A 19,480-nucleotide genomic window follows, 5' to 3' on the forward strand; every position below is an offset into this window, starting at 1 on the left:
ACGCGGCCTCTGTCTCCCGTCGCCGTGCCGCGCCGACGACCGGCGTCGTCGCGACCACCCCCGACACAGGCCCCAGGGGGCTGCGCCGACCCGTCAGCCGAGTATCTCGAACGGGTCGCCGATACGGATCGTGCCGGTGGTGCGAGGTATCAGATTCTGGCCGAAGACCAGCCGGTCACCGAAGCGGCGATGGCGGGCCAGGGTCCGCAGCGGCTCCTTGCCGCGCTCGGCGGTGTACTGGTCGGTGGTCGTGACCACGCAGCGCGCGCTGGGCTTGACCACGGCGAACTCCACCTCGCCGATACGGACCCGCCGCCAGCCGTCCTCTGCCCAGGGAGCCGTGCCGTCCACCACCACATTGGGCCGGAAACGGTTCATCGGCAGGGGGCCCTCGTCGGCGTGGTCGCCCTGTGCGACAAGGGAGTTGAGGGCGTCCAGCGACGAGGCGGCGGTCAGCAGCAGCGGGAAGCCGTCGGCGAAGCCGACCGTGTCACCGGGCCGTGCGTACTCCGGGTCGACCGGCCGGCGCTTCTCCGGCGCGTCGAGGTGGACCAGCCGGCACTCCACGCCCAGGAACCCGCTGAACCACTCGGCGGCCGCCGCGCCCGCGGGCACGGCCTCGACGACGTCCTTCCAGACCTCGACCGGGACGGTCCGGCCGCCGCTCCCGGGCACCTCGACCGTCAGCGGCGGCATGCCGGGCGCGGTGACCCGGAGGACACCGTCCGGCAGCTCCTCGGCGCGCGCCAAGGCGAGAGTCGGCTGCTGACGTTGGGTGAGCTGTCCGTTCTCGGCATCGACCAGCAGCCACCGTCGGTCCCCGGCGAGCCCCCACGGCTCCACGACCGCCTCGCCGGGATCGGACCCCGCCAGAGATTTGACCGGATAGCGGTGGAGGGACCGGAGCGCAGGTTTCGGCATGCGGTCCATCCTGCCAGCCGCCTCGGACAGTTGACCGATGGTCCGGGGCCGTTCCCGGTCCGTACCCGGTCGGCGCCCGCGCTCAGCACCCTCCCCGTACCGGATCAGTACCCGATCAGTACCCGCGCGGATACTGCCGGCCGTACGGGTCGTCGTACGGCGAGGCCGGCCGCGGAGCGACGGGGGCGGCCGGCCGCATCGCCTCGTACCCCGTCCCCATGCCGGGGGCCGGGCGCTGCGGCTGCTGCGGGGCCGGGTAGCCGCCGCGGGTGCCCGCCTGCTGCGGGATGTAGGGCGCCGGGGTGTGCTGCAGCGGGGTGACCGGCTGCGCGGCGGCGCCCGGGTAGCCGTGGCCGTGGCCCGGCGAGGGCTGGGAGGGCGCGGCCGGCAGAGCCGGAAGTGACGACGGCAGCGCCGGCAAATAGGACGAACCCGTGTCGTAAGGAGACGGATTCACGCGAATCGGGGCGATCTGCGGGGTGCCGCGTTCGGCCACGAGGCGGTCGTAGATCGGGGTGTCCGGGAAGGGAGGCGAAGCGTAGTAGCCGCCGCCGTAGGTGGAGCGGGGGGAGGTCATGCCTCATAAGTTAAGCCCACGATGTGCAGATTGGGGAGCCTGAAAAGCGGGTTGTTTCACGTGTTCGGAGAGGCTCTCGATCGCCAATGCGAGCGAACTTGGGAAAATCGGTCGCGATCGCCCGTAGGGATCGTGTAAAGGCCTCACTTTTCGCCTCACTTTTCACCTCGCTTCTCGCGGGTGAACGAGGGGTGTTCGGGGCCCGCGGCCTGCCGGGCCAAGTGGTCCGAGCCGGGTCCCTGCCGACAGGTCAACCGGCGGCGTCAATCCGGCAGCCGCCGGAGCACTCCGCGGCCGCCTCTGCGCCGCTCCCGTTCGTCCGACAAGAGGCACCCGGAAAATCACCCTGACGGAGAAGGTTGCGCCGTCCCGTTGACGCGGCAGGGCGGCGCCTGGCGGTGCGATACGGGGCGCCACGCCCGTGCTCACGGCGCCCCGTACGTCCGGCCCTTCCACGCCGCACCGCGCCCCCGGTGGTGCCGCACCGCCGAGTCCACCGTCATCAGGAGGTACAGCAGTGCCGTGCACGGCAGCAGCGGAGCCGACCACCACGGCTGCCCGTAGTAGCGCAGCATCGGCAGGTACGTTCCGCACATCACCGCCCAGGCCGCACCGCCCGTCGCCGCCGCCACCGGAGCGCCGCCCGCCAGTCCCGACACCAGTGCGGCCGGCGGGACGAGGTACACCAGCGCCAGCCCGAGGACCGTGCCGAGCAGCAGCGGCGGCCGGTACCGCAGCTGGGCGTAGGCGCTGCGGCTGACCATCCGCCACAGCTCGGCCAGCCGCGGATACGGCCGCACACTGTCCACCCCGTCCGCCAGCCCCAGCCAGATCCGCCCGCCGGACCGCTTGACCGCCCGCGCCAGCGCCACATCGTCGATCACCGCGTGCCGGATCGCCTCCGGGATCCCCGCCCGCTCCGCGGCCTCGCGCCGCAGCAGCACACAGCCGCCGGCCGCCGCCGCGGTGCGCGCCCCGGGACGGTTGACCCAGCGGAACGGATACAGCTTCGCGAAGCAGTACACGAACGCCGGCACGATCAGACGTTCCCACGGCGTCGCCACCCGCAGCCGCGCCATCTGGGACACCAGATCCAGCTCCGCCGAGCGGGCCGCCGCCGCCAACTCCCGCAGCGATTCCGGCCGGTGCGCGATGTCCGCGTCGGTCAGCAGCAGGTACTCCGGCGCCATCCGCTCCCGCGCCAGCGCCACGCCGTGCCGCACGGCCCACAGCTTCCCCGTCCACCCGGGCTCGGGCTCACCGGGCGAGGCGACGGTCAGCGGCAGCCCGCCCCGCCCGTCCGCCAGCCGCCGGGCCAGCGCGCCGGTCCCGTCCGTACTGCCGTCGTCGATCAGGAACACCTCCGCCCGGCCCGGATACTTCTGCCCGAGCAGCGAGGGCAGGCTCGCCGGCAGCACCACGGCCTCGTCCCGCGCCGGGACCACCACCGCGACCGACGGCCAGCGCTCCGGGTCCCGGCACCCGGGGTCCGGGCGGTCCGGCAGCCGGACGTCCGTCCGCCAGAAGAAGCCCTGCCCCAGCAGCAGCCACACCCAGGCCAGCAGCGACCCGGCACCGATCCACTCCATCGCTCCCACGGCCGCAGTCTGCCCCAGCGCACGGCGTTGTCCGCGCTCCCCGGCCGTACGTGTCCCGCCCCCCCGGAACCCGGGGTCCAGGCTCCCTCCGTGACGCACCCGGGGCGGCCCGCCTCCGTGCCGAGCCGGTATGACCGGTATGACAAGTCGGGCGCCCGACCCGGTAAAGTGTCCGGGTGAAGATCGCGCTCATGGACTCCGGGACCGGGCTGCTCCCCGCGGCCGCCGCCGTACGCCGACTGCGTCCGGATGCCGATCTGGTGCTGTCCACCGACCCCGACGGCCTGCCGTGGGGCCCGCGCACCCCCGACGATGTCACCGCCCACGCCCTGGCCACCGCCCGCGCCGCCGCCGAGCACCGGCCCGACGCGCTGATCGTCGCCTGCAACACCGCGTCCGTCCACGCGCTGCCCGCGCTCCGTGCCGAGCTGGAGCCGGCCCTGCCGGTCATCGGCACCGTCCCGGCGATCAAGCCCGCCGCGGGCGGCGGCGGCCCGGTCGCCATCTGGGCCACCCCCGCCACCACCGGCAGCCCCTACCAGCGGGACCTGATCGAACGCTTCGCCCGTGGCGTGGACGTCACCGGCGTGCCTTGCCCGGGCCTCGCCGACGCGGTCGAGAACGCGGACGAGGCCGCCATCGCCGCCGCCGTCGAGGCCGCCGCGGGCCGCACCCCGCGCGACATCCGGGCCGTGGTGCTGGGCTGCACCCACTACGAGCTGGTCGCCGAACGGATCCGCGCCGCCCTCCAGCAGCCCGCCGCCCCCGCACTCGTCCTGTACGGATCCGCCGACGCCGTCGCCGCCCAGGCGCTGCGCCGCATCGGGGCCGAGCCGGCGCCCGCGGCCGCCCCGACCGGCGGACTCAGCGTGATCCACAGCGGCCGCCCGGCCGGGCTGTCGGACGCCGCGCTCGCCTATGCCGAGGGCCGGCTGCTCGCCTCCGGCCGTGTGGTGACCACGGGGACGGCCTGAGCCGCAGGGCCTGAGTGGGGTGGCCTCCAGGGCCTGAGTCGCGTGGCCTGCAAGGCCTGAGTCGGTGGTCTGAGCCCAGCCGGCCGTACCGGCCCGTCCACGTACGCCCTGAGCGGCCGAACGACGCGTCCGGGGTGCTGCCCCGAAGTGCGAAGGCGCGTACGCTGCGTTTCATGAGGGACCACCCCCACGAGGGGGCAGCAGCCCCCGACAACCACGGCAGCACCGACCTCACAGACCTCGCCGACCGCGGCGACGGTACGGCGACGCCCACGGGCGGCCCCCGCACGGACGCTCCCGAGGTCTGGTACGGCAGCGCCACCAACCGCGTCCAGTGGCTCCTGGCCGCGGCGGGCGCGGGCTGTCTGGCCCTGGGCATCGAGCTCGCCGTGAACAGCAGCTGGTCCTCCGGCCTGGCCGCCTTGGTGATGGCGGTGGTCGGTCTGCTGGCGGTCGGCCTGCTGGTGCTCTTCGGTACGCTCGCCTTCGTCCGTGTCGCCGTACGGGTCGACAAGGACTCCCTGGAAGTGCGGTGCGGCCACATCGGAGTGCCGCGCCGCCGGATCCCTCTGGCCAACGTCATCGGCGCCGATGTCGCGCCCCAGGTCACGCCGCGCAACTGGGGCGGCTGGGGTTACCGCTGGCGCCCCGAGCAGGGCACGGCCGTGGTCGTCCGGCGGGGCGAGGGCCTGGTGCTGAAGCTCGGCGACGGGCGGACGTTCACCATCACCGTCGATGACGCCGAGGGCGCCGTCCGCGCCATCCGCCGCCGGCTCACGGGGAAGGGGACTCCGGCGGGCGCCTGAGGGCGGGGTGCGTGCGCGGTTCGGGGCGCGTGCGCGATGTCGGGGTGTGAGCGGTGTCGGGGGTGCGGGAAACGGGGCGTGGGGGTGAACCGGGGCGTGCGCACGGGGGCACCACCGCACCGTTGTCCGGGGTATTTCCGGGAGGTGCCGTAGGGTCGGGGCATGGGAACCCCCGACTTCATCCGGGACCTCCGGAGCTCCATCGGCCGGCAGTTGCTGTGGCTTCCCGGGGTGACCGCGGTGGTCTTCGACGACCAGGGCCGGATCCTGCTGGGCAGGCGGTCCGACACCGGCGGCTGGGCGGTGATCGGCGGGATCCCCGAGCCCGGTGAACAGCCGGCCGAGACCGCGGTCCGTGAGGTCTTCGAGGAGACCGCGGTACGGGTCGTGCCCGAGCGGGTGGTCCTCGTGGAGACCACACCGCCCATCCACTACCCCAACGGTGATGTGTGCCAGTTCATGGACGTGACACTGCGCTGCCGGGCGGTCGGCGGCGAGGCGCGGGTCAACGATGACGAGTCCCTGGACGTGGGCTGGTTCCCGCTCGACGCGCTGCCGCAGCTGGACGATCACGCGCTGACGCGTATCAAACGGGCGCTGGACGACGGGCCGGCGTGGTTCCACGGGACGGATGAGCCACCGGCCGAGGACCCCGCGGTCGCACGGCAGGGGGCGCAGGGCTGAGGACCGACGACTGAGGGCCGACGACGCCGACGACTGAGGGCTGACAGTCCAGCGCTCAGCGCTCACAGTTCTTCCGTCGACGGCTCGTCCATCGGGAGGGACGGCTCACCTGGCAGCGTCGGCAGCTGGGACCCGGAGTCGTCCGGAGCGTCCGGTCCGGCCGGCTGCTCCGTGTGCATTTCGCGTCGGCCGGACCGGCAGGCCGTGATCCACGTCCCGGTGGGTCCGCTGTCGTACCGGCAGAGCCAGCCGCGCACGGAGAGCTCCGCCGGGCCGCCGCCGGATCCGGGTGGCGCCCGGAGGAAGAACTCCGTCATCACGTCGCGCGCCTCCGGGCACTCGACCGTCCCGTCGGCGCCCGGGTCCGCGTAGAGCGAGACATCGCCGGCCGCGCCGAGCGCGCCCTTGATCTCACCGCAGCCCACCGGCTGCCCGGGGACGGCGGGTGAGCCGTCGGTGCCGGGGTCCGAGCGCTGCGGGTCCGGCACCGTACCGCTGCCGCCGGACGGCGACCCGGCGGCCGGCCCCTCCCCCTCCCCCGCCGCGCCGCACGCCGAGGCGGCCAGGCCGAGCAGCACGGTCGGCACGACGATGAGCCTGCGCATGTCGGTCTCCCTCGTGGCGCTTGTGGCGGCGGCGCGCCGACGGCACGCTGCGTCGTATGACGCTAGGAGGCCCGCGGGGCGGTGGCGATCCGGGGCGGCCGTTCAGGTGAACGGGGTTCCGCTCCGGATGCGGGGCGCGCCAGGGTGCGGCAACGTGGATCCATGCCCGGCCGGCGCCCGGCTCAGGCGCCCAACTGGTGCTCGACCGGCGCCCGGTGGGAGCACGGCGGGCCCGTTCGCCCGTCTCCCGGAGCGTCGTCCCACGGTCCGCCGTGCCCCCACCGGACATCGGATTGCGCCGGACACCCTCGGGGGCCGGGGCTCCGCCAAGTGGTAGAACAGCGGCGCAACGCACAGTCGCAGCAGAGCGGAGAAGGGAGACCGCGATGTCCTCGAAGCGCCGTCGCAAGAAGAAGTCCCGTCGCAAGAACGGGGCCAACCACGGTAAGCGTCCCCAGTCCTGAGCCGAAGACCGGCGACTGGCCCACGATCGGTCCATGACCGGTCCTCGACCGGGGTCGCCTGTGGGGGTGGCCCCGGTCCGCGACGGGCGCCGGAAGCCGGAGAATGCCCCGCTTCACGGCAAATTTCCCCGGTCGCCTATCATCGACGGATGATTTTTATCGTCGTCAAGTTTTCCGTAAAGCCCGAGCACGCCGAAGAGTGGCCCCACGCGGTCGAGGCCTTCACCCAGGCCACCCGCGCCGAACCCGGCAACCTGTGGTTCGAGTGGTCCCGCAGCATCGACGACCCCCACACCTACGTCCTCGTCGAGGCCTTCCGGGACGGTACCGGCGAGGCGCACGTCAACTCCGACCACTTCCGTGCCGGCCTCGAAACCATGCGCCCCCTCCTGCGCCGCACCCCCGAGATCGTCAGCACCACCATCGAGGGCGCGGACGGCTGGAGCGCGATGGGCGAGCTCACCATCGACTGACGCAGACGGCGCAGACCGCGCAGACCGGCTGGTGACTCACCAGTGACCGGCCGGAGACCGGCGGGCACCGGCCTATCCGAGCACCGGCTATCCGACCAGATGCCCGAGGAACCAGTCCCTGGCCAGGTCGGCCACCTGGTCGAGGGCCCCGTGCTCCTCGAAGAGGTGGGTGGCGCCGGGAACGATCTCGAGCTGGGTCTCGCAGCGCAGCGCCTCCTTGGCCTCGCGGTTGAGGTCGAGGACCAAGGGGTCGTTGCCGCCGACGATGAGCAGCGTCGGCGCCCGCACGCCGACCAGCAGCGGACCGGCGAGATCGGGGCGGCCGCCGCGGGATACCACGGCGCCGATGTCCGCGTTGGGGGCCGCGGCGGCCCGGAGCGCTGCTGCGGCCCCGGTGCTCGCGCCGAAGTAGCCGATCGGTACGGAGACCCGGCCGCGCAGCCATTCGGTGGCGTCGGTCAGCCGCCCGGCGAGCGTTTCGATGTCGAAGACGTTCGCCCGGTCGGCCTCCTCCGCCGGGGTGAGCAGATCGAAGAGCAGTGTGCCCAGCCCCGCCCGGTTCAGGGCGGCGGCCACCCGCCGGTTCCGCGGACTGTGGCGGCTGCTGCCGGAGCCGTGCGCGAACATCACCACGGCCTTGGCGCCGGACGGCAGGTCGAGGTCACCGGTGAGCCGGACGCCGGCAGCGTCGATCGCCACTTCTTCCGTCACGTCGCCATCGGCCTCCGTGCCCGCACCCGTACCCGTGCCCGTATCCGTATCCGTATCCGTATGCGGAGTGTCCGGGGCATCCGGAGTGTGTGGGCCCGTGGGTGCGTCCGAGCCCGTGTCCGTCCCGCTCGCGGCCTGCTCCAGCAGGGAGATGACCTCGTCGTCCGGTGTCTGGGAGAAGTCCCGGTACCATTCGCCCACGGCGGAGAACCCGAACGGCGTGGACAGACAGACGAGTTCATCGGCCTGGGCGCGGAGCCGCTCGGCCGCCTCCGGCGGCGCCACCGGGGCGGCCAGCACCACTCGGGCCGCGCCCTGTGCCCGTACCACCTGGCACGCGGCGGCCGCCGTGGCGCCGGTGGCGATCCCGTCGTCCACCACGATCGCGGTCCGTCCGGTGAGGGGCAGCCGGGTCCGCCCGGCGCGGAACCGGTGGGCCTGCCGGGTGAGTTCGGCTGCCTCGGCCTGCTCCACGGAGTCCAGATCGTCCTGGCCGAGCCGGCCACGGCGGACGATGTCGTCGCTGATCACCCGTACGCCGCCCTCGCCGATGGCGCCGAACCCCAGCTCGCGCTGGTAGGGGACCCCCAGTTTGCGGACCACGATCACATCCAGTGGCGCGTGGAGCGCGCGGGCCACTTGGAAGGCCACCGGGACTCCGCCCCGGGGCAGGCCCAGCACGACCGGATTCTCCCCCTCCAGGTGCCGGAGCGCTTCGGCGAGGCGCTGCCCCGCGTCCACGCGATCGGTGAACAGCACAGTGCGCACCCCCTAGCCAGGGGAGACGGTAGCCACGTCCACACCTCACTTCGACGAAACCGCAGATGCCCGGGGTCCGCAAGTCGGCGCCGCGGGCCGCGGAGGCCGCGACGGGCGCGCGGATCGTACGGCCGGCGGCTCCGGTGGTTACGGTCGGCATATGGCAGGAATCCGCGCGGTGCTGATCGATATCGACGGTGTGCTCACGGTGTCCTGGAAAGCGCTGCCCGGCGCGGTCGAGGCGATGGCACGGCTGCGCGCCGCGGGGCTGCCCTTCGTGCTGGTCACCAACACCACCTCACGGACCCGCGCGGTGATCGCCGGGCGACTGGCCGGCGAGGGGTTTCCGGTCTGCCCCGACGACATTCTCACCGCCCCCGCCGTCACCGCGGCCTACCTGCGGGAACACCATCCGGACGCGCGCTGTCTGCTGATCAGCAGCGGTGATGTCCGGGACGACCTGGAGGGCGTGCGGATCGTGACCACCACCGTGGACGCCACGGAGCACGCCGGTGCGGGGGCGGGCGGGGACGGGGGAGGGGCGGCGCCGGACGTGGTGGTCTTCGGCGGCGCGGGCGAGGAGTTCGGCTATCCGGCGCTCAACGCCGCCTTCCGGCATCTGCAGCGCGGTGCCCGGCTGGTCGCCATGCACCGGAACCTGTACTGGCGCACCGCCGGCGGGCTGGACCTCGACACCGGCGCGTTTCTGCTCGGGCTGGAGCGGGCGGCCCGGGTCGAGGCGGTGGTCACCGGCAAACCCGCCGCGACGTTCTTCGCCACCGCGCTGGCCCACCTCGGCGCCGACGCCTCGGAGACGCTGATGGTGGGCGACGACATCGAGTCCGACGTGCTGGCGGCCCAGCGGTGCGGGATCACGGGGGTGCTCGTCAAGACCGGCAAGTATCTGCCGGAGACCCACCGGGCGGCCGACGGCACCCCGGACCATGTGCTCGACTCCTTCGCCGATCTGCCCTCGCTGCTCGCACGCTGATCCCGCACCGCGCCGTGCTCACTCTTCGACCGGTGCGCGGTGCGCGGTGCTCACGCCTCGCCGCGCCGTACGGACTCCTCGCCCGCCGTACGGACCAACGCCGCGATCCGCGCCGCCGTCCAGTGGCCGCGGGCTCCCGGGCAGTCCGCCAGGTACGCGGCGGCCCGGTGCGGGCTCCATCCGTGCGCCGCGACGATGCCGGCCGCGATGTGCTCCAGATAGGCCGCGGCGGGCGGATTCAGGCCCACGGTGCCGTCCGCGCTGCTCCAGGGGGCCGTGAAGGTCAGCACCGGATGGCCGTCCAGCACCCCGGCGCACACCAGGGTTTCGTAGTGGCCCGGGCCGAGCCGGGCCCGGCCGTGTACGAGGACCTCCGTGAGGTCGAGATCCCCGACCGGGGCGCGGTCCATCTCCTGGGTCGCGATATCGGAGAACTGAGAGAGCGTCAGGAGGTAGGCGCGGGCCGGGATTCCGGGCGGCTCCGGGGCGCCGGACGGCTCGCGGCCGGGGTCGTAGAAGGCCCGGCCGCCGGTCCAGGTCTGCGACTCGGTGGCGAAGTACAGCAGCCCGGGCAGCATCACCGGGACGGAACGGGCCGGGGGGCTGGGGTCCCGGCAGCCGGGGTAGTCGCGCAGCCCGCCGCTCGGCCGTCCGCCGGCGAGGTAGCAGGCCAGCCGGGCCGGATCCATGTTGGAGCCGTACGCGGCGTACCAGAGCCGGCCGGTGCGGCCGAGCCCACGGGCGGCTTCGGGCGAGCCGTGCAGCGCTTCGAGGCGTCGGGGCCTGGTCACATGCCCACGTTACGTGCGGCCGGGCGCGGCTGCGACGGCACCGCCACGGAGGGACCATGGCACTGTGCTGCTGGCCGATCTCGCACACGTCTCGGGCGCGGTCGCCGCGACGTCGGCGCGTTCGCGGAAGATCGCGCTGCTGGCCGGCCTGTTCCGGGCCGCCGCGCCCGAGGACGCCCCCGTGGTCATCCCGTACCTGGCCGGGCGGCTGCCCCAGGGGCGGATCGGGGTCGGCTGGAGCGTGCTGCGCGAGCCGGTGCCGGCCGCCGGCCGCGCCACCCTGACCGTGGCCGATGTGGATGCCGCGCTGACCGGCCTGGCGCAGGTCTCGGGGCCCGGGGCGCAGGCGGAGCGGCGCCGGCGGGTGCGGGAGCTGCTGGCCGCGGCGACCGGGGAGGAGCAGCGGTTCCTGGCCGGACTGCTCACCGGGGAGGTGCGGCAGGGCGCGCTGGACGCCCTCGCCGCCGAAGGGCTCGCCGCGGCGGCCGGGGTGCCCGCCGCGGACCTCCGGCGGGCGGTGATGCTGGCGGGGTCGCTCCAGGACGTGGCACGGGCGCTGCTCGCCGACGGCCCGCCGGCGCTCGCGGAGTTCCGGCTGACCGTCGGACGGCCCGTCGGGCCGATGCTGGCGCACACCGCCGCCTCGGTGGCCGAGGCCATCGACAAGCTCGGCGCGTGCGCGGTGGAGGAGAAGCTCGACGGTATCCGCATACAGGTGCACCGGGACGGCGCGGACGTACGGATCCACACCCGGACGCTGGACGAGGTCGCCGGCCGGCTCCCCGAGGTGACCGCCCTCGCCCGGGATCTGCCGGCGGCCCGTTTCATCCTGGACGGTGAGGTGATCGCCCTGGACGACGCGGGCCGGCCGGTGCCGTTCCAGCGGGTCGCGGGCCGCTTCGGTTCACGGGTCGACGTCTCCGCCGCACGGGCCGCGCTGCCGCTGTCCCCGGTCTTCTTCGACGTGCTCCACGTCGACGGCCGCGAGCTGCTGGAACTGCCCGTCGCGCAGCGGCACCCGGAGCTGGCGCGGCTGGTCCCGGAGCATCTGCGGGTACGCCGCTGTGTGGTCGAGGACCCGGCGGACGCCGGTGCCCGCGCGGCCGCCGAGGAGTTCTGGCACCGGACCCTGCGCCGGGGCCACGAGGGCGTGGTGGTCAAGGCGCTGGACGCCCCGTACAGCGCGGGCCGCCGGGGCGCCGCATGGCTGAAGGTGAAGCCGGTGCACACGCTCGACCTGGTGGTGCTCGCGGCGGAGTGGGGGCACGGCCGGCGCACCGGGAAGCTGTCCAACCTCCACCTGGGCGCGCGCGGGCCGGACGGCGGATTCGTCATGCTGGGCAAGACGTTCAAGGGGCTCACCGACGCCACCCTCGGCTGGCAGACCGCGCGGCTCCAGCAGCTCGCGGTGGTGGACGACGGCCATGTGGTGACGGTGCGTCCGGAACTCGTCGTGGAGATCGCCTACGACGGACTACAGGCCTCGACGCGCTACCCGGCGGGGGTGACCCTGCGCTTCGCCCGCGTGGTGCGCTACCGGGAGGACAAGACGGCGGCGGAGGCGGATTCGGTGGAGACGGTGCTCGCCGCGCGCGGGGAAGCGGCCGGGCGGCCGGGCGGGGACGAGGCAGGGCGGATGGGCGGGGACGAGGCAGGGCGGATGGGCGGGGGCGAATAGGCCGTGGCGGGCAGGCGCAGTGCCGGGCTGCTGCTGTACCGGCGTGGCGCGGACGGCGTCGAAGTGCTGCTGGCCCACATGGGCGGGCCGCTGTGGGCCGGGCGGGACACGGCCGCCTGGTCCGTGCCCAAGGGCGAGTACGTACCGCCCGAGGAGGCGTGGGACGCGGCGCTGCGGGAGTTCGAGGAGGAGCTGGGGATCCCGCCGCCCGAGGGGCCGTACGTACCCCTGGGGGAGGCCCGTCAGCCGAGCCGCAAGGTGGTGACGGTCTGGGCGGTGGAGAGCGACCTCGATCCGGAGCGGATCGTGCCCGGCGGGTTCGAGATGGAGTGGCCCCGGGGGTCCGGCGAGATCCGCAGCTTCCCCGAGATCGACCGGGTGGCGTGGTTCTCGCCGGAGGAGGCCGGGGAGCGCCTGGTCCGGGGACAGCGGGTCTTCCTGGAGCGGCTGGCGGACCGGCTCCCGGACGAGGCGGACCGGCTCCCGGACGAGAAGGACTGAACGCGCCGGCGACGCGGACCGCGGCGGGACGGCGATCACGGTCCGTAACGGATGATGGTCGTCCCGTGGTGACCGGCCGCCCTCGGTGAGGCTCCCGGCCGTGGCGCTTAGGCTGGACGCCATGAGCTCGGACAAGCGGTCGTTGGCCGTCACTGCGATCGCGGAGGCGGAGGAGTGCGCGGTACTGCGCGTCAGCGGGGAACTGGACCTCCGCACCGAGCAGGCCTTTCTCGCCGAGGCGCGGTCGGTGGTCTCGGCCGGCCACCGGTTCCTCGTGCTCGATCTGACCGCCCTGCGCTTCTGCGATTCCCGGGGGCTGAGCTGTCTGCTCGCCCTGGAGTGGCTGTGCCGCCGGCTGGAGGGCCGCCTGCTGCTGGCGTCGCTCGGCGTACGGATGCTGCGGCTGCTCGTCGGCACCCAGTCCCTCGGCGTCTTCTCCTGCTTCCCGACGGTCGGCCATGCGCTGGCCGCCGTCCCGGACGGCAGCCGCCCGGCGTGGCCGCCCACGGCGGAGGGCACGTCCGTGTGACGCGACGCGGCGTCCGGCTGACGACTCCGGACCCGCGTCGGGTCAGATGGTCCGGCCGAGGTCCTGGACGAGGGTCGGGGACGGGTGCGGGATCTCGCCGAAGTCCTCGTCGTCGCCGTCCACGACGAGCTGGTTGATCACGTTCTCCAGGGCGGTCGGCAGGGTCGGCGCGAGTCCGCTGTGCCACTGGACGAGCAGATTGTGCCGGGCCGCGTCCGGCAGCAGGTGCTGGTCGTCGAAGGCCGCCGCGGCCGGGCGTTCCTCGTCGGGCGCGTGCGCGGCCTGCCGGCGCCAGTACGCCGCGTCGCGGTACTCGCCGTCGCGGCGGTGGGAGAGGTACAGGCAGTACGCGGCCGTCCGGCTGCCCGCGCCGGCGCCGAAGTGCCACCAGAACCGCGCCGCGTCGCCGCGCCCCGCGATGTGCAGCAGGCAGGCGAAGACCAGGGCGCCCTCGGGGTCGATGTGGTGGTCGTTGACCAGCCGCTCGAGGCTGGACGCGGCCGCCGCGGCATTGACGACCAGCGCACAGGCCAGCTGGAGTTCATGGGTGGCCTCGTCCCGGGCGCTGGGGTAGGCGCTGGGCGCGCCCAGGCCGGGGTGGGCCGGCAGTACCGCCGTCCGGGGACCGTCCCCGGCCTTCGCCCCCGGCCGGCCGGGGATGCCGAGGGCGCCGAGCGCCCCGGCGCCGTCGAGGTCACGGAAGCCGGCCAGCCCGTCGATCCCGGACACCGCGGCGGCGGCGCTCAGCAGTGTCTCGACGGTCTCCCGGCGGTCGGCCGGACGGTGCTGCGACATGGTCAGTTCCCCCTGGTGTTGCCCTGATCGCCGGTGTTGCCCTGATCGATGCCGAGCGCCGCGGCGAGTTTGCGCTTGCCGCGGCTCGCGTAGGAGCGGACGGTGACTTCGTCGACGCCCAGCAGCGCCCCGATCTGCGCGTCGCTGTACCCGATGACATGCCGCAGCACGATCACATCGCACTGCCGCTCCGGCAGCCGGGCGATGGCCGAGTACAGCCCCAACTGGCTTTCCAGCATGGCGAACTGCTGCTGGCACTCGCGCAGCAGGGCGTGGGTGACGACGGCGAACGCGGCGGTCTCGGTGAGCGCGGTGGGCTTCTGGTGGTCGTAGAGCCACTCGACGACGCTCTCCTTGAGGACCGACCAGGCGTACGCGTCCACCGACGCCTCACGCAGCGCATGGGACCACAGCCGGCCGAGCCGCTCATAGGCCGCCAGCGTGACGTCGCGGGCCGCGGCCTCGCTCCCCGTGTGCAGATAGGCGTACGTCAGCCACTTGCGGGCATGGGTCGCCAGGAACGCCTCGAAGGTGAGGGACAGCTGCCGGTCGGACGGGACCGGCGCGAGAACCGGCGGCGGGCTGGGGCCGCCTCCCGGCGGTAGCGGGGGCAGGGCGAGTGCGGCTAACTCCGCGGTGCGGGCGTGCGCCGGGGCGCACGCCGGTAGCAGTCGGTCGTGGTCTGCACTCACGAGCCGTCCTCGTTCCGTTCGACGTGCACCGCTGGCGGGGCGCCGGGGCGCCGGCAGCAGCGGGAGGACGGTTTGCCCTCACTATCCAATGAACAGGAAAACGGGGCCGTATGTGGCACGGGGGGCGCAAAAATCTTTCGCTGCGTATTCATATGACTACCCGCGATAATGGCATGTGACGAACCGTGACATCTTCCTGGTCCGGTGTCACGCCCCTTGTCGGCCATGCGCCCGGTGCGATCCGGCGTCTACCGGCCAGTGGTCGAGCGGTCCGGCGCCGGGAGGCGTGTGGTACGCACCAGGGGGCGCACGTTACTGGGGATGCGCCCCCTTTCTCCTGCCGGGTTACGTCGGAGCGCGGCAGGCATGCCTTACTGGGGGGAGTGGCGCGGCACCAGTAAGCGCAGTGCCGTACGTACCGGGGGAGGCGGCGAACGATGCGCGAGGACGGACGCACGCGGGAGGACCGGCGCCGGCGCGAGGACCTGCCCACATGCGGGGACGCGCGCATGGGCGGGCCCGTGGTGGACCTACAGCTGGACCGGGCACACTCGTCCCGCATCTACGACTACTTCCTGGGCGGCAGGACCAACTTCCTGGCCGACCGGGTGGCGGCCGCCCGCGTGCTGCGCGTCTTCCCCGCCGCACAGACCGCCGCTCGCATCAACCGCGCGTTCATGCACCGCACCACCCGTGTCCTCGCCGCGGCCGGGCTGCGGCAGTTCCTCGACATCGGCACCGGCCTCCCCACCTCGCCGAACCTCCACGACATCGCCCAGGGCGTCGCCCCCGACGCGCGGGTCGTCTACACCGACAACGACCCGATCGTCCTCGCGCATGCCGCCGCCCTCCTGCGCGGCACCCCCGAGGGCCGTACCGCCTACGTCCAGGCCGACGTCACGGAACCCGACGGCATCCTCACCGCGCCCCAGCTTCTCGGCACCCTCGATCTGAGCCGTCCGGTCGCCCTCAGCCTGAACGCCCTGATGCACTTCGTCACCGACGACGGCGAGGACCGCGCCCACACGGTCGTCGAGGCCCTCAAGTCCGCTCTGCCCAGCGGCTCCGCCCTCGTCATGACCCATGCGACGGCGGATTTCGCCCCCGCGGCGATGCGGCAGATCACCAGGATCTACGCCGATGCCGGCACCGTGCTCCAGTTCCGCCCTCGTGCCACCTTCCTCCGCTTCTTCGATGGCTGGGAACTGCTCGAACCCGGCGTCACCCTGTCCCACCAGTGGCGCCCCGACCGCCCCGAGGGCGCCACCCGGGCCACCCACCACGTCATCGACGCGGAGGCCTCCTGCTACGCGGCGGTCGCCCGCAAGCCCTGAGCGAGACGCCTCCGGCGGAGAGGTCACTCCTTCCGGTAGCCGTACGCCTCCCCGGCCGCCGCCGCGACCGCGTCCAGATCCGCCCCCGCCGAGGCGGTGACCACCGCGGCCACCGCGCCCTCCACGAACGGCGCGTCCACCAGCCGTGCACCCTCAGGGAGTTCATCCCCCTCCGCGATCAGGGCCTTCACGGTCAGCACCGCGCTGCCCAGATCGACGAGGACCGCCACTCCGGCGCCCCGGTCCACGCTCCGCGCCGCCTCGATGATCAGGTCCGCGCTCGTCCCGAGCCCGCCGTCCGGTGTGCCGCCCGCGGCGGCCACCGGTGCCGTGGCGCCGCCCCCGGCCAGCCCGACGGCGAGGGCCGACACGGAGTCGGCGACCGGTCCGCTGTGCGACACCAGCACCACCCCCACCGGCCCCCGCTCGCCGCCCGCAGGCCCCTGCTCGCCGCCCGCCGTCTCCGTGCTCACCCGGCCACCTCCGCGAGCGCCGCGAACAGCAGCGCCGACGACGTCGCCCCCGGATCCTGGTGGCCGATGCTGCGCTCGCCCAGATAGCTCGCCCTGCCCTTCCTCGCCTGCATCGGTACGGTCGCCAGCGCGCCCTCCTCGGCCGCCGCGGCCGCCGCCCCGAAGGACGTCTCCAGCGCCGCCACGGCCGGCACCAGCGCATCGAGCATCGTCTTGTCGCCCGGCGCCGACGCGCCGAGCTGCGCCACCGCGTCCACCCCGGCGCTCAGGCCCGACCGCAGCTCCGCCGCGGACACCTCCGGCGCTTCGCCCAGCGTCTTCCCGGCCCGTCGCAGCAGCGTCCCGTACAGCGGGCCGGACGCGCCGCCCACACTGGAGATCAACTGCCGCCCCGCCGCTACGAGTACGGCACCCGGCGTGGCCGGCGGCTCCGCCTCCAGCACCTTCCGCACGGCCGCGAAGCCGCGCTGCATGTTCCTGCCGTGGTCGGCGTCCCCGATGGGCGAGTCCAGCTCGGTGAGCCGGTCGGCCTCCCGGTCGATGACGGCGGCGGCCGCCGCCATCCACCGCACGAAGAACGCGGCATCCAGCACAGCTTCGGGCACGGCCCTGCTCTCCTTCATGTCGTTCACTTCAGCCATTTCCTGTCGTTCGGTCCGGTGCTTCCTGCTGGTTCGTCCGCCCCGCTCACCGTCCCCAGCGAAGCGCCGCCGTCTGCACCGGCGCGTCCCACAGCCGCAGCAGTTCCCCGTCGACCTGACATAGCGTCACCGAGCAGCCGGCCATGTCCAGTGACGTCACATAGTTCCCGACGAGCGTGCGGGCCACGTCCACGCCGCGCTCATCGAGCACCCGGCGCACCTCGGCGTTGAACCCGTACAGCTCCAGCAGCGGCGTGGCCCCCATGCCGTTGACCAGCACCAGGACCGGCAGCTGTGGCCGCAGATCCGCCAGAATCGCGTCCACCGCGAAGTCCGCGATCTCGTGCGAGGTCATCATCGCGCGCCGCTCCCGCCCCGGCTCGCCATGAATCCCCACACCCAACTCCAGCTCACACGACGGCAGTTCGAACGTCGGGCCGCCCTTCGCCGGCGTGCTGCAGGCGCTCAGCGCCACCCCGAAGCTACGCGAGGAGCCGACGACCTGCCGGGCCACCGCCGCCACCCGGTCCAGCGGCATCCCTTCCTCCGCCGCCGCCCCGGCGATCTTCTCCACGAACAGCGTCGCTCCTGTGCCGCGCCGCCCCGCTGTGAACGTCGAGTCGGTCACCGCCACATCGTCATCGACCAGCACGCTGGCGACCTGCACCCCCTCGTCCTCCGCCAGCTCCACCGCCATCCGGAAATTCAGCACGTCCCCCGTGTAGTTCTTCACCACGAACAACACGCCGCTGCCGCTGTCCACGGCCGCCGCCGCCCGCACCATCTGATCCGGTACCGGCGAGGTGAACACCTCCCCGGGGCACGCCGCGTCCAGCATCCCCGGCCCGACGAACCCCCCGTGCAGCGGCTCATGCCCGCTCCCGCCCCCGGACACCAGCGCCACTTTCTCCGCCACCGGCGCATCCCGCCGCACGATGACCCGGTTCTCGGCATCCACTACCAACTCGGGGTGTGCCGCGGCCATCCCCCGCAACGCATCCCCGACGACCGTCTCGGCGACGTTGATCAGCATCTTCACGGGTACCTCCTGGTGAAACCTGTCGGGGTGGGGCACGGCTGGTGAGATCGTTTCAAGGGCAGTATCCGCGCTCACGCCACCAAGGTCACGTGCAACGCCAGGGCGTCGACGTCCGCGCCGGGCGGGGGTTTCCCAAGTTCGGAGCGGGTTCCAGTAAATGGAGAGCAAACCCTGTCTCGCATGGTGATATTCATCGCCCGCGCTCTGGACTCGCGCAGTGGGTGCCTGGCTAGATTCGGAACCGCCGTCGAAACGATCTTGGGATGGCATCCTCTCCCACGGCCCCCTGAGGAGTATGCGTGACTAGCAGTCAATTCGCTTCCGTACCAGTCGACTTCGCGTCGGTCCTCGACGCCGACGGTTCCCTGGCCCTCGTGGAGAGCGTGACGCCGTGGTTGTCCCGGCCCGCCGCCGAGGTGGACCGGGAACTGGTGGACGGAGCGCGGGAGTCGTTACTCAAGGCCGTCACCGCACTCAACCGGCGGGCGGCCGAGGGCGACCGCGACGCCTTCTACGCCCAGCAGTCGCTGCTGTCGCGCAGCTACGAGCTGGTGACCCAGCTGCCGCCGGACGCGGTGACCGCCGAGGGATCCGTCGTCGTCCACGAAATGACCCGCCTCCTGGAGGAGGCCACCGTCGCGGCCGAGGAGCGGCACGTCGACCCCGGGCTGACGGCCGCCGCGCCCACCGAGTCCAAGGCCTTTCTGTCCTGGCTGCGCGAGTACGCCAAGGGCCACCGCGCCTACAAGCACCCGTACTACGCGGAGTTCATACGCCACCAGGCGACCCGCGACGACCTGCGGAAGTACGTCATCCAGGAGTCCGTCGTGGACGGTCGCTTCGACGATCTGCTCGCCATGATGCAGGTCGGCACGACCGGGGCCGCGAAGATGGAGATCGCGGGCAACTACTGGGACGAGATGGGCAACGGGAAGCCGGAGGAGGTGCACACCCACCTCTTCGGCAAGATCTACGACGTCTTCGACATCTCGCCCGAGGACCTGCGCCGTGAGCTCACCGCCGAGGCGCTGCTCTCCGGAAACCTGGCCGTGCTGCTGTGCCGCTACCGGCGCTACTACCCGGAGGCGATCGGCTTCCTGGGGATGACCGAGTGGTTCGCCCCCGACCGCTTCGTCCACGTCGTGCACGGCTGGGAGCGGCTCGGACTTCCGGACGTCGGCATCACCTACCACAAGCTGCACATCACCATCGACTCGCAGCACGCCGCCGGATGGTTCCACAACGTGGTGGTCCCCGCCGCCGATTCGGCCTTCATGCGAGAGGGCATGGCCCGCGGCGCGCTGTGGCGGCTCAACTCCTCGGCCCGCTATCTCGACGAGCGGCTGGCGCGTACCGGGGCGGCAGCCCGCTGATGGGCGCTTCCCCGAGCGCCGCCCGTGACCAGGTGCACGGTGACCAGGGACACGGTGACCAGGGACACGGT

At 73.3% G+C, this 19,480-nt stretch carries 22 protein-coding genes; 11 read left to right on the top strand and 11 right to left on the bottom strand.

The window, feature by feature from the left end:
- Positions 1 to 93: 93 nt before the first annotated feature.
- The 3 genes from AZE13_RS12895 to AZE13_RS12905 all read right to left on the bottom strand — a co-directional run bounded on the left by AZE13_RS12895 (position 94) and on the right by AZE13_RS12905 (position 3,087).
- On the bottom strand, positions 94 to 921 hold the full coding sequence (locus AZE13_RS12895; protein ID WP_066930529.1) for an MOSC domain-containing protein: 828 nt from the start codon (positions 919 to 921) through the stop codon (positions 94 to 96).
- A gap of 115 nt (positions 922 to 1,036) precedes the next feature.
- Positions 1,037 to 1,498 carry a DUF6643 family protein gene (locus AZE13_RS12900; RefSeq protein WP_066930530.1) on the bottom strand — a complete coding sequence of 154 codons (462 nt, stop codon included), beginning with the start codon at positions 1,496 to 1,498 and terminating at the stop codon, positions 1,037 to 1,039.
- Positions 1,499 to 1,923: 425 nt separating this feature from the next.
- Positions 1,924 to 3,087, bottom strand: a complete 1,164-nt coding sequence (locus AZE13_RS12905) for a glycosyltransferase (RefSeq protein ID WP_066930531.1) — start codon at positions 3,085 to 3,087, stop codon at positions 1,924 to 1,926.
- Between the two features lie 185 nt (positions 3,088 to 3,272).
- Between AZE13_RS12905 and AZE13_RS12910 the strand changes: the two genes are divergently transcribed.
- The 3 genes from AZE13_RS12910 to AZE13_RS12920 all read left to right on the top strand — a co-directional run bounded on the left by AZE13_RS12910 (position 3,273) and on the right by AZE13_RS12920 (position 5,560).
- A complete protein-coding gene (locus tag AZE13_RS12910; protein WP_066930532.1) occupies positions 3,273 to 4,070 on the top strand; it encodes a glutamate racemase in 798 nt (265 codons plus the stop codon).
- Between the two features lie 173 nt (positions 4,071 to 4,243).
- Positions 4,244 to 4,876 carry a hypothetical protein gene (locus AZE13_RS12915; protein ID WP_066930655.1) on the top strand — a complete coding sequence of 211 codons (633 nt, stop codon included), beginning with the start codon at positions 4,244 to 4,246 and terminating at the stop codon, positions 4,874 to 4,876.
- Positions 4,877 to 5,038: 162 nt separating this feature from the next.
- Positions 5,039 to 5,560, top strand: coding sequence for an NUDIX hydrolase (locus AZE13_RS12920; RefSeq protein ID WP_066930533.1), 522 nt, complete (start codon positions 5,039 to 5,041; stop codon positions 5,558 to 5,560).
- 62 nt (positions 5,561 to 5,622) lie between these two features.
- On the opposite strand, the gene AZE13_RS12925 is transcribed toward AZE13_RS12920, so the two are convergent.
- Positions 5,623 to 6,165, bottom strand: a complete 543-nt coding sequence (locus AZE13_RS12925; protein ID WP_066930534.1) for a hypothetical protein — start codon at positions 6,163 to 6,165, stop codon at positions 5,623 to 5,625.
- Between the two features lie 386 nt (positions 6,166 to 6,551).
- Between AZE13_RS12925 and AZE13_RS39255 the strand changes: the two genes are divergently transcribed.
- Together AZE13_RS39255 and AZE13_RS12930 are read left to right on the top strand one after the other, a co-directional pair.
- Complete coding sequence (locus AZE13_RS39255; protein ID WP_370594982.1) at positions 6,552 to 6,629, top strand: 50S ribosomal protein bL37; 78 nt, start codon at positions 6,552 to 6,554, stop codon at positions 6,627 to 6,629.
- Positions 6,630 to 6,778: 149 nt separating this feature from the next.
- Positions 6,779 to 7,102, top strand: coding sequence for a putative quinol monooxygenase (locus AZE13_RS12930; RefSeq protein ID WP_066930535.1), 324 nt, complete (start codon positions 6,779 to 6,781; stop codon positions 7,100 to 7,102).
- Positions 7,103 to 7,189: 87 nt separating this feature from the next.
- On the opposite strand, the gene AZE13_RS12935 is transcribed toward AZE13_RS12930, so the two are convergent.
- Complete coding sequence (locus tag AZE13_RS12935) at positions 7,190 to 8,572, bottom strand: phosphoribosyltransferase family protein (protein ID WP_066930656.1); 1,383 nt, start codon at positions 8,570 to 8,572, stop codon at positions 7,190 to 7,192.
- 160 nt (positions 8,573 to 8,732) lie between these two features.
- On the opposite strand from AZE13_RS12935, the gene AZE13_RS12940 reads away from it, so the two are divergent.
- Positions 8,733 to 9,563 (top strand): HAD-IIA family hydrolase, encoded by an 831-nt coding sequence (locus tag AZE13_RS12940; RefSeq protein ID WP_066930536.1) that lies wholly within the window; start codon positions 8,733 to 8,735, stop codon positions 9,561 to 9,563.
- 50 nt (positions 9,564 to 9,613) lie between these two features.
- Here AZE13_RS12940 and AZE13_RS12945 read toward each other — a convergent pair whose 3' ends face one another.
- Entirely contained in the window at positions 9,614 to 10,354 is a 741-nt protein-coding gene (locus AZE13_RS12945; RefSeq protein WP_181690336.1) for a histone deacetylase, read from the bottom strand.
- Between the two features lie 64 nt (positions 10,355 to 10,418).
- Between AZE13_RS12945 and AZE13_RS12950 the strand changes: the two genes are divergently transcribed.
- From AZE13_RS12950 to AZE13_RS12960, 3 genes are all read left to right on the top strand, one after another.
- Positions 10,419 to 12,032, top strand: coding sequence for an ATP-dependent DNA ligase (locus AZE13_RS12950; protein WP_079123937.1), 1,614 nt, complete (start codon positions 10,419 to 10,421; stop codon positions 12,030 to 12,032).
- A 3-nt stretch (positions 12,033 to 12,035) separates the two neighbouring features.
- The gene (locus tag AZE13_RS12955) at positions 12,036 to 12,533 is read left to right on the top strand and encodes an NUDIX domain-containing protein (protein WP_066930537.1); all 498 of its coding nucleotides are present in this window, start codon (positions 12,036 to 12,038) and stop codon (positions 12,531 to 12,533) included.
- A 121-nt stretch (positions 12,534 to 12,654) separates the two neighbouring features.
- Complete coding sequence (locus AZE13_RS12960) at positions 12,655 to 13,062, top strand: STAS domain-containing protein (protein WP_066930538.1); 408 nt, start codon at positions 12,655 to 12,657, stop codon at positions 13,060 to 13,062.
- 42 nt (positions 13,063 to 13,104) lie between these two features.
- On the opposite strand, the gene AZE13_RS12965 is transcribed toward AZE13_RS12960, so the two are convergent.
- Both AZE13_RS12965 and AZE13_RS12970 read right to left on the bottom strand, forming a co-directional pair.
- Positions 13,105 to 13,857 carry a hypothetical protein gene (locus AZE13_RS12965; protein ID WP_079123938.1) on the bottom strand — a complete coding sequence of 251 codons (753 nt, stop codon included), beginning with the start codon at positions 13,855 to 13,857 and terminating at the stop codon, positions 13,105 to 13,107.
- Positions 13,858 to 13,859: 2 nt separating this feature from the next.
- On the bottom strand, positions 13,860 to 14,549 hold the full coding sequence (locus AZE13_RS12970) for an RNA polymerase sigma factor (protein ID WP_066930539.1): 690 nt from the start codon (positions 14,547 to 14,549) through the stop codon (positions 13,860 to 13,862).
- 509 nt (positions 14,550 to 15,058) lie between these two features.
- On the opposite strand from AZE13_RS12970, the gene AZE13_RS12975 reads away from it, so the two are divergent.
- On the top strand, positions 15,059 to 15,883 hold the full coding sequence (locus tag AZE13_RS12975; protein ID WP_066930659.1) for an SAM-dependent methyltransferase: 825 nt from the start codon (positions 15,059 to 15,061) through the stop codon (positions 15,881 to 15,883).
- A 23-nt stretch (positions 15,884 to 15,906) separates the two neighbouring features.
- On the opposite strand, the gene AZE13_RS12980 is transcribed toward AZE13_RS12975, so the two are convergent.
- The 3 genes from AZE13_RS12980 to dhaK all read right to left on the bottom strand — a co-directional run bounded on the left by AZE13_RS12980 (position 15,907) and on the right by dhaK (position 18,036).
- The gene (locus tag AZE13_RS12980; RefSeq protein ID WP_066930540.1) at positions 15,907 to 16,356 is read right to left on the bottom strand and encodes a PTS-dependent dihydroxyacetone kinase phosphotransferase subunit DhaM; all 450 of its coding nucleotides are present in this window, start codon (positions 16,354 to 16,356) and stop codon (positions 15,907 to 15,909) included.
- The gene (gene dhaL, locus AZE13_RS12985) at positions 16,353 to 16,949 is read right to left on the bottom strand and encodes a dihydroxyacetone kinase subunit DhaL (protein WP_066930660.1); all 597 of its coding nucleotides are present in this window, start codon (positions 16,947 to 16,949) and stop codon (positions 16,353 to 16,355) included. The genes AZE13_RS12980 and dhaL overlap by 4 nt, the downstream gene beginning before the upstream one ends.
- Positions 16,950 to 17,043: 94 nt before the next feature.
- Positions 17,044 to 18,036 carry a dihydroxyacetone kinase subunit DhaK gene (gene dhaK / locus AZE13_RS12990; RefSeq protein WP_066930541.1) on the bottom strand — a complete coding sequence of 331 codons (993 nt, stop codon included), beginning with the start codon at positions 18,034 to 18,036 and terminating at the stop codon, positions 17,044 to 17,046.
- A 299-nt stretch (positions 18,037 to 18,335) separates the two neighbouring features.
- Here dhaK and AZE13_RS12995 point away from each other — a divergent pair, with 299 nt between their 5' ends.
- Positions 18,336 to 19,409: an iron-containing redox enzyme family protein gene (locus tag AZE13_RS12995; protein ID WP_258527767.1), complete on the top strand. Its 1,074-nt coding sequence runs from the start codon at positions 18,336 to 18,338 to the stop codon at positions 19,407 to 19,409.
- The last annotated feature ends 71 nt before the right edge of the window (positions 19,410 to 19,480 follow it).

Source organism: Streptomyces sp. NBRC 110611, from assembly GCF_001590865.1.
Lineage (GTDB): Bacteria > Actinomycetota > Actinomycetes > Streptomycetales > Streptomycetaceae > Streptomyces.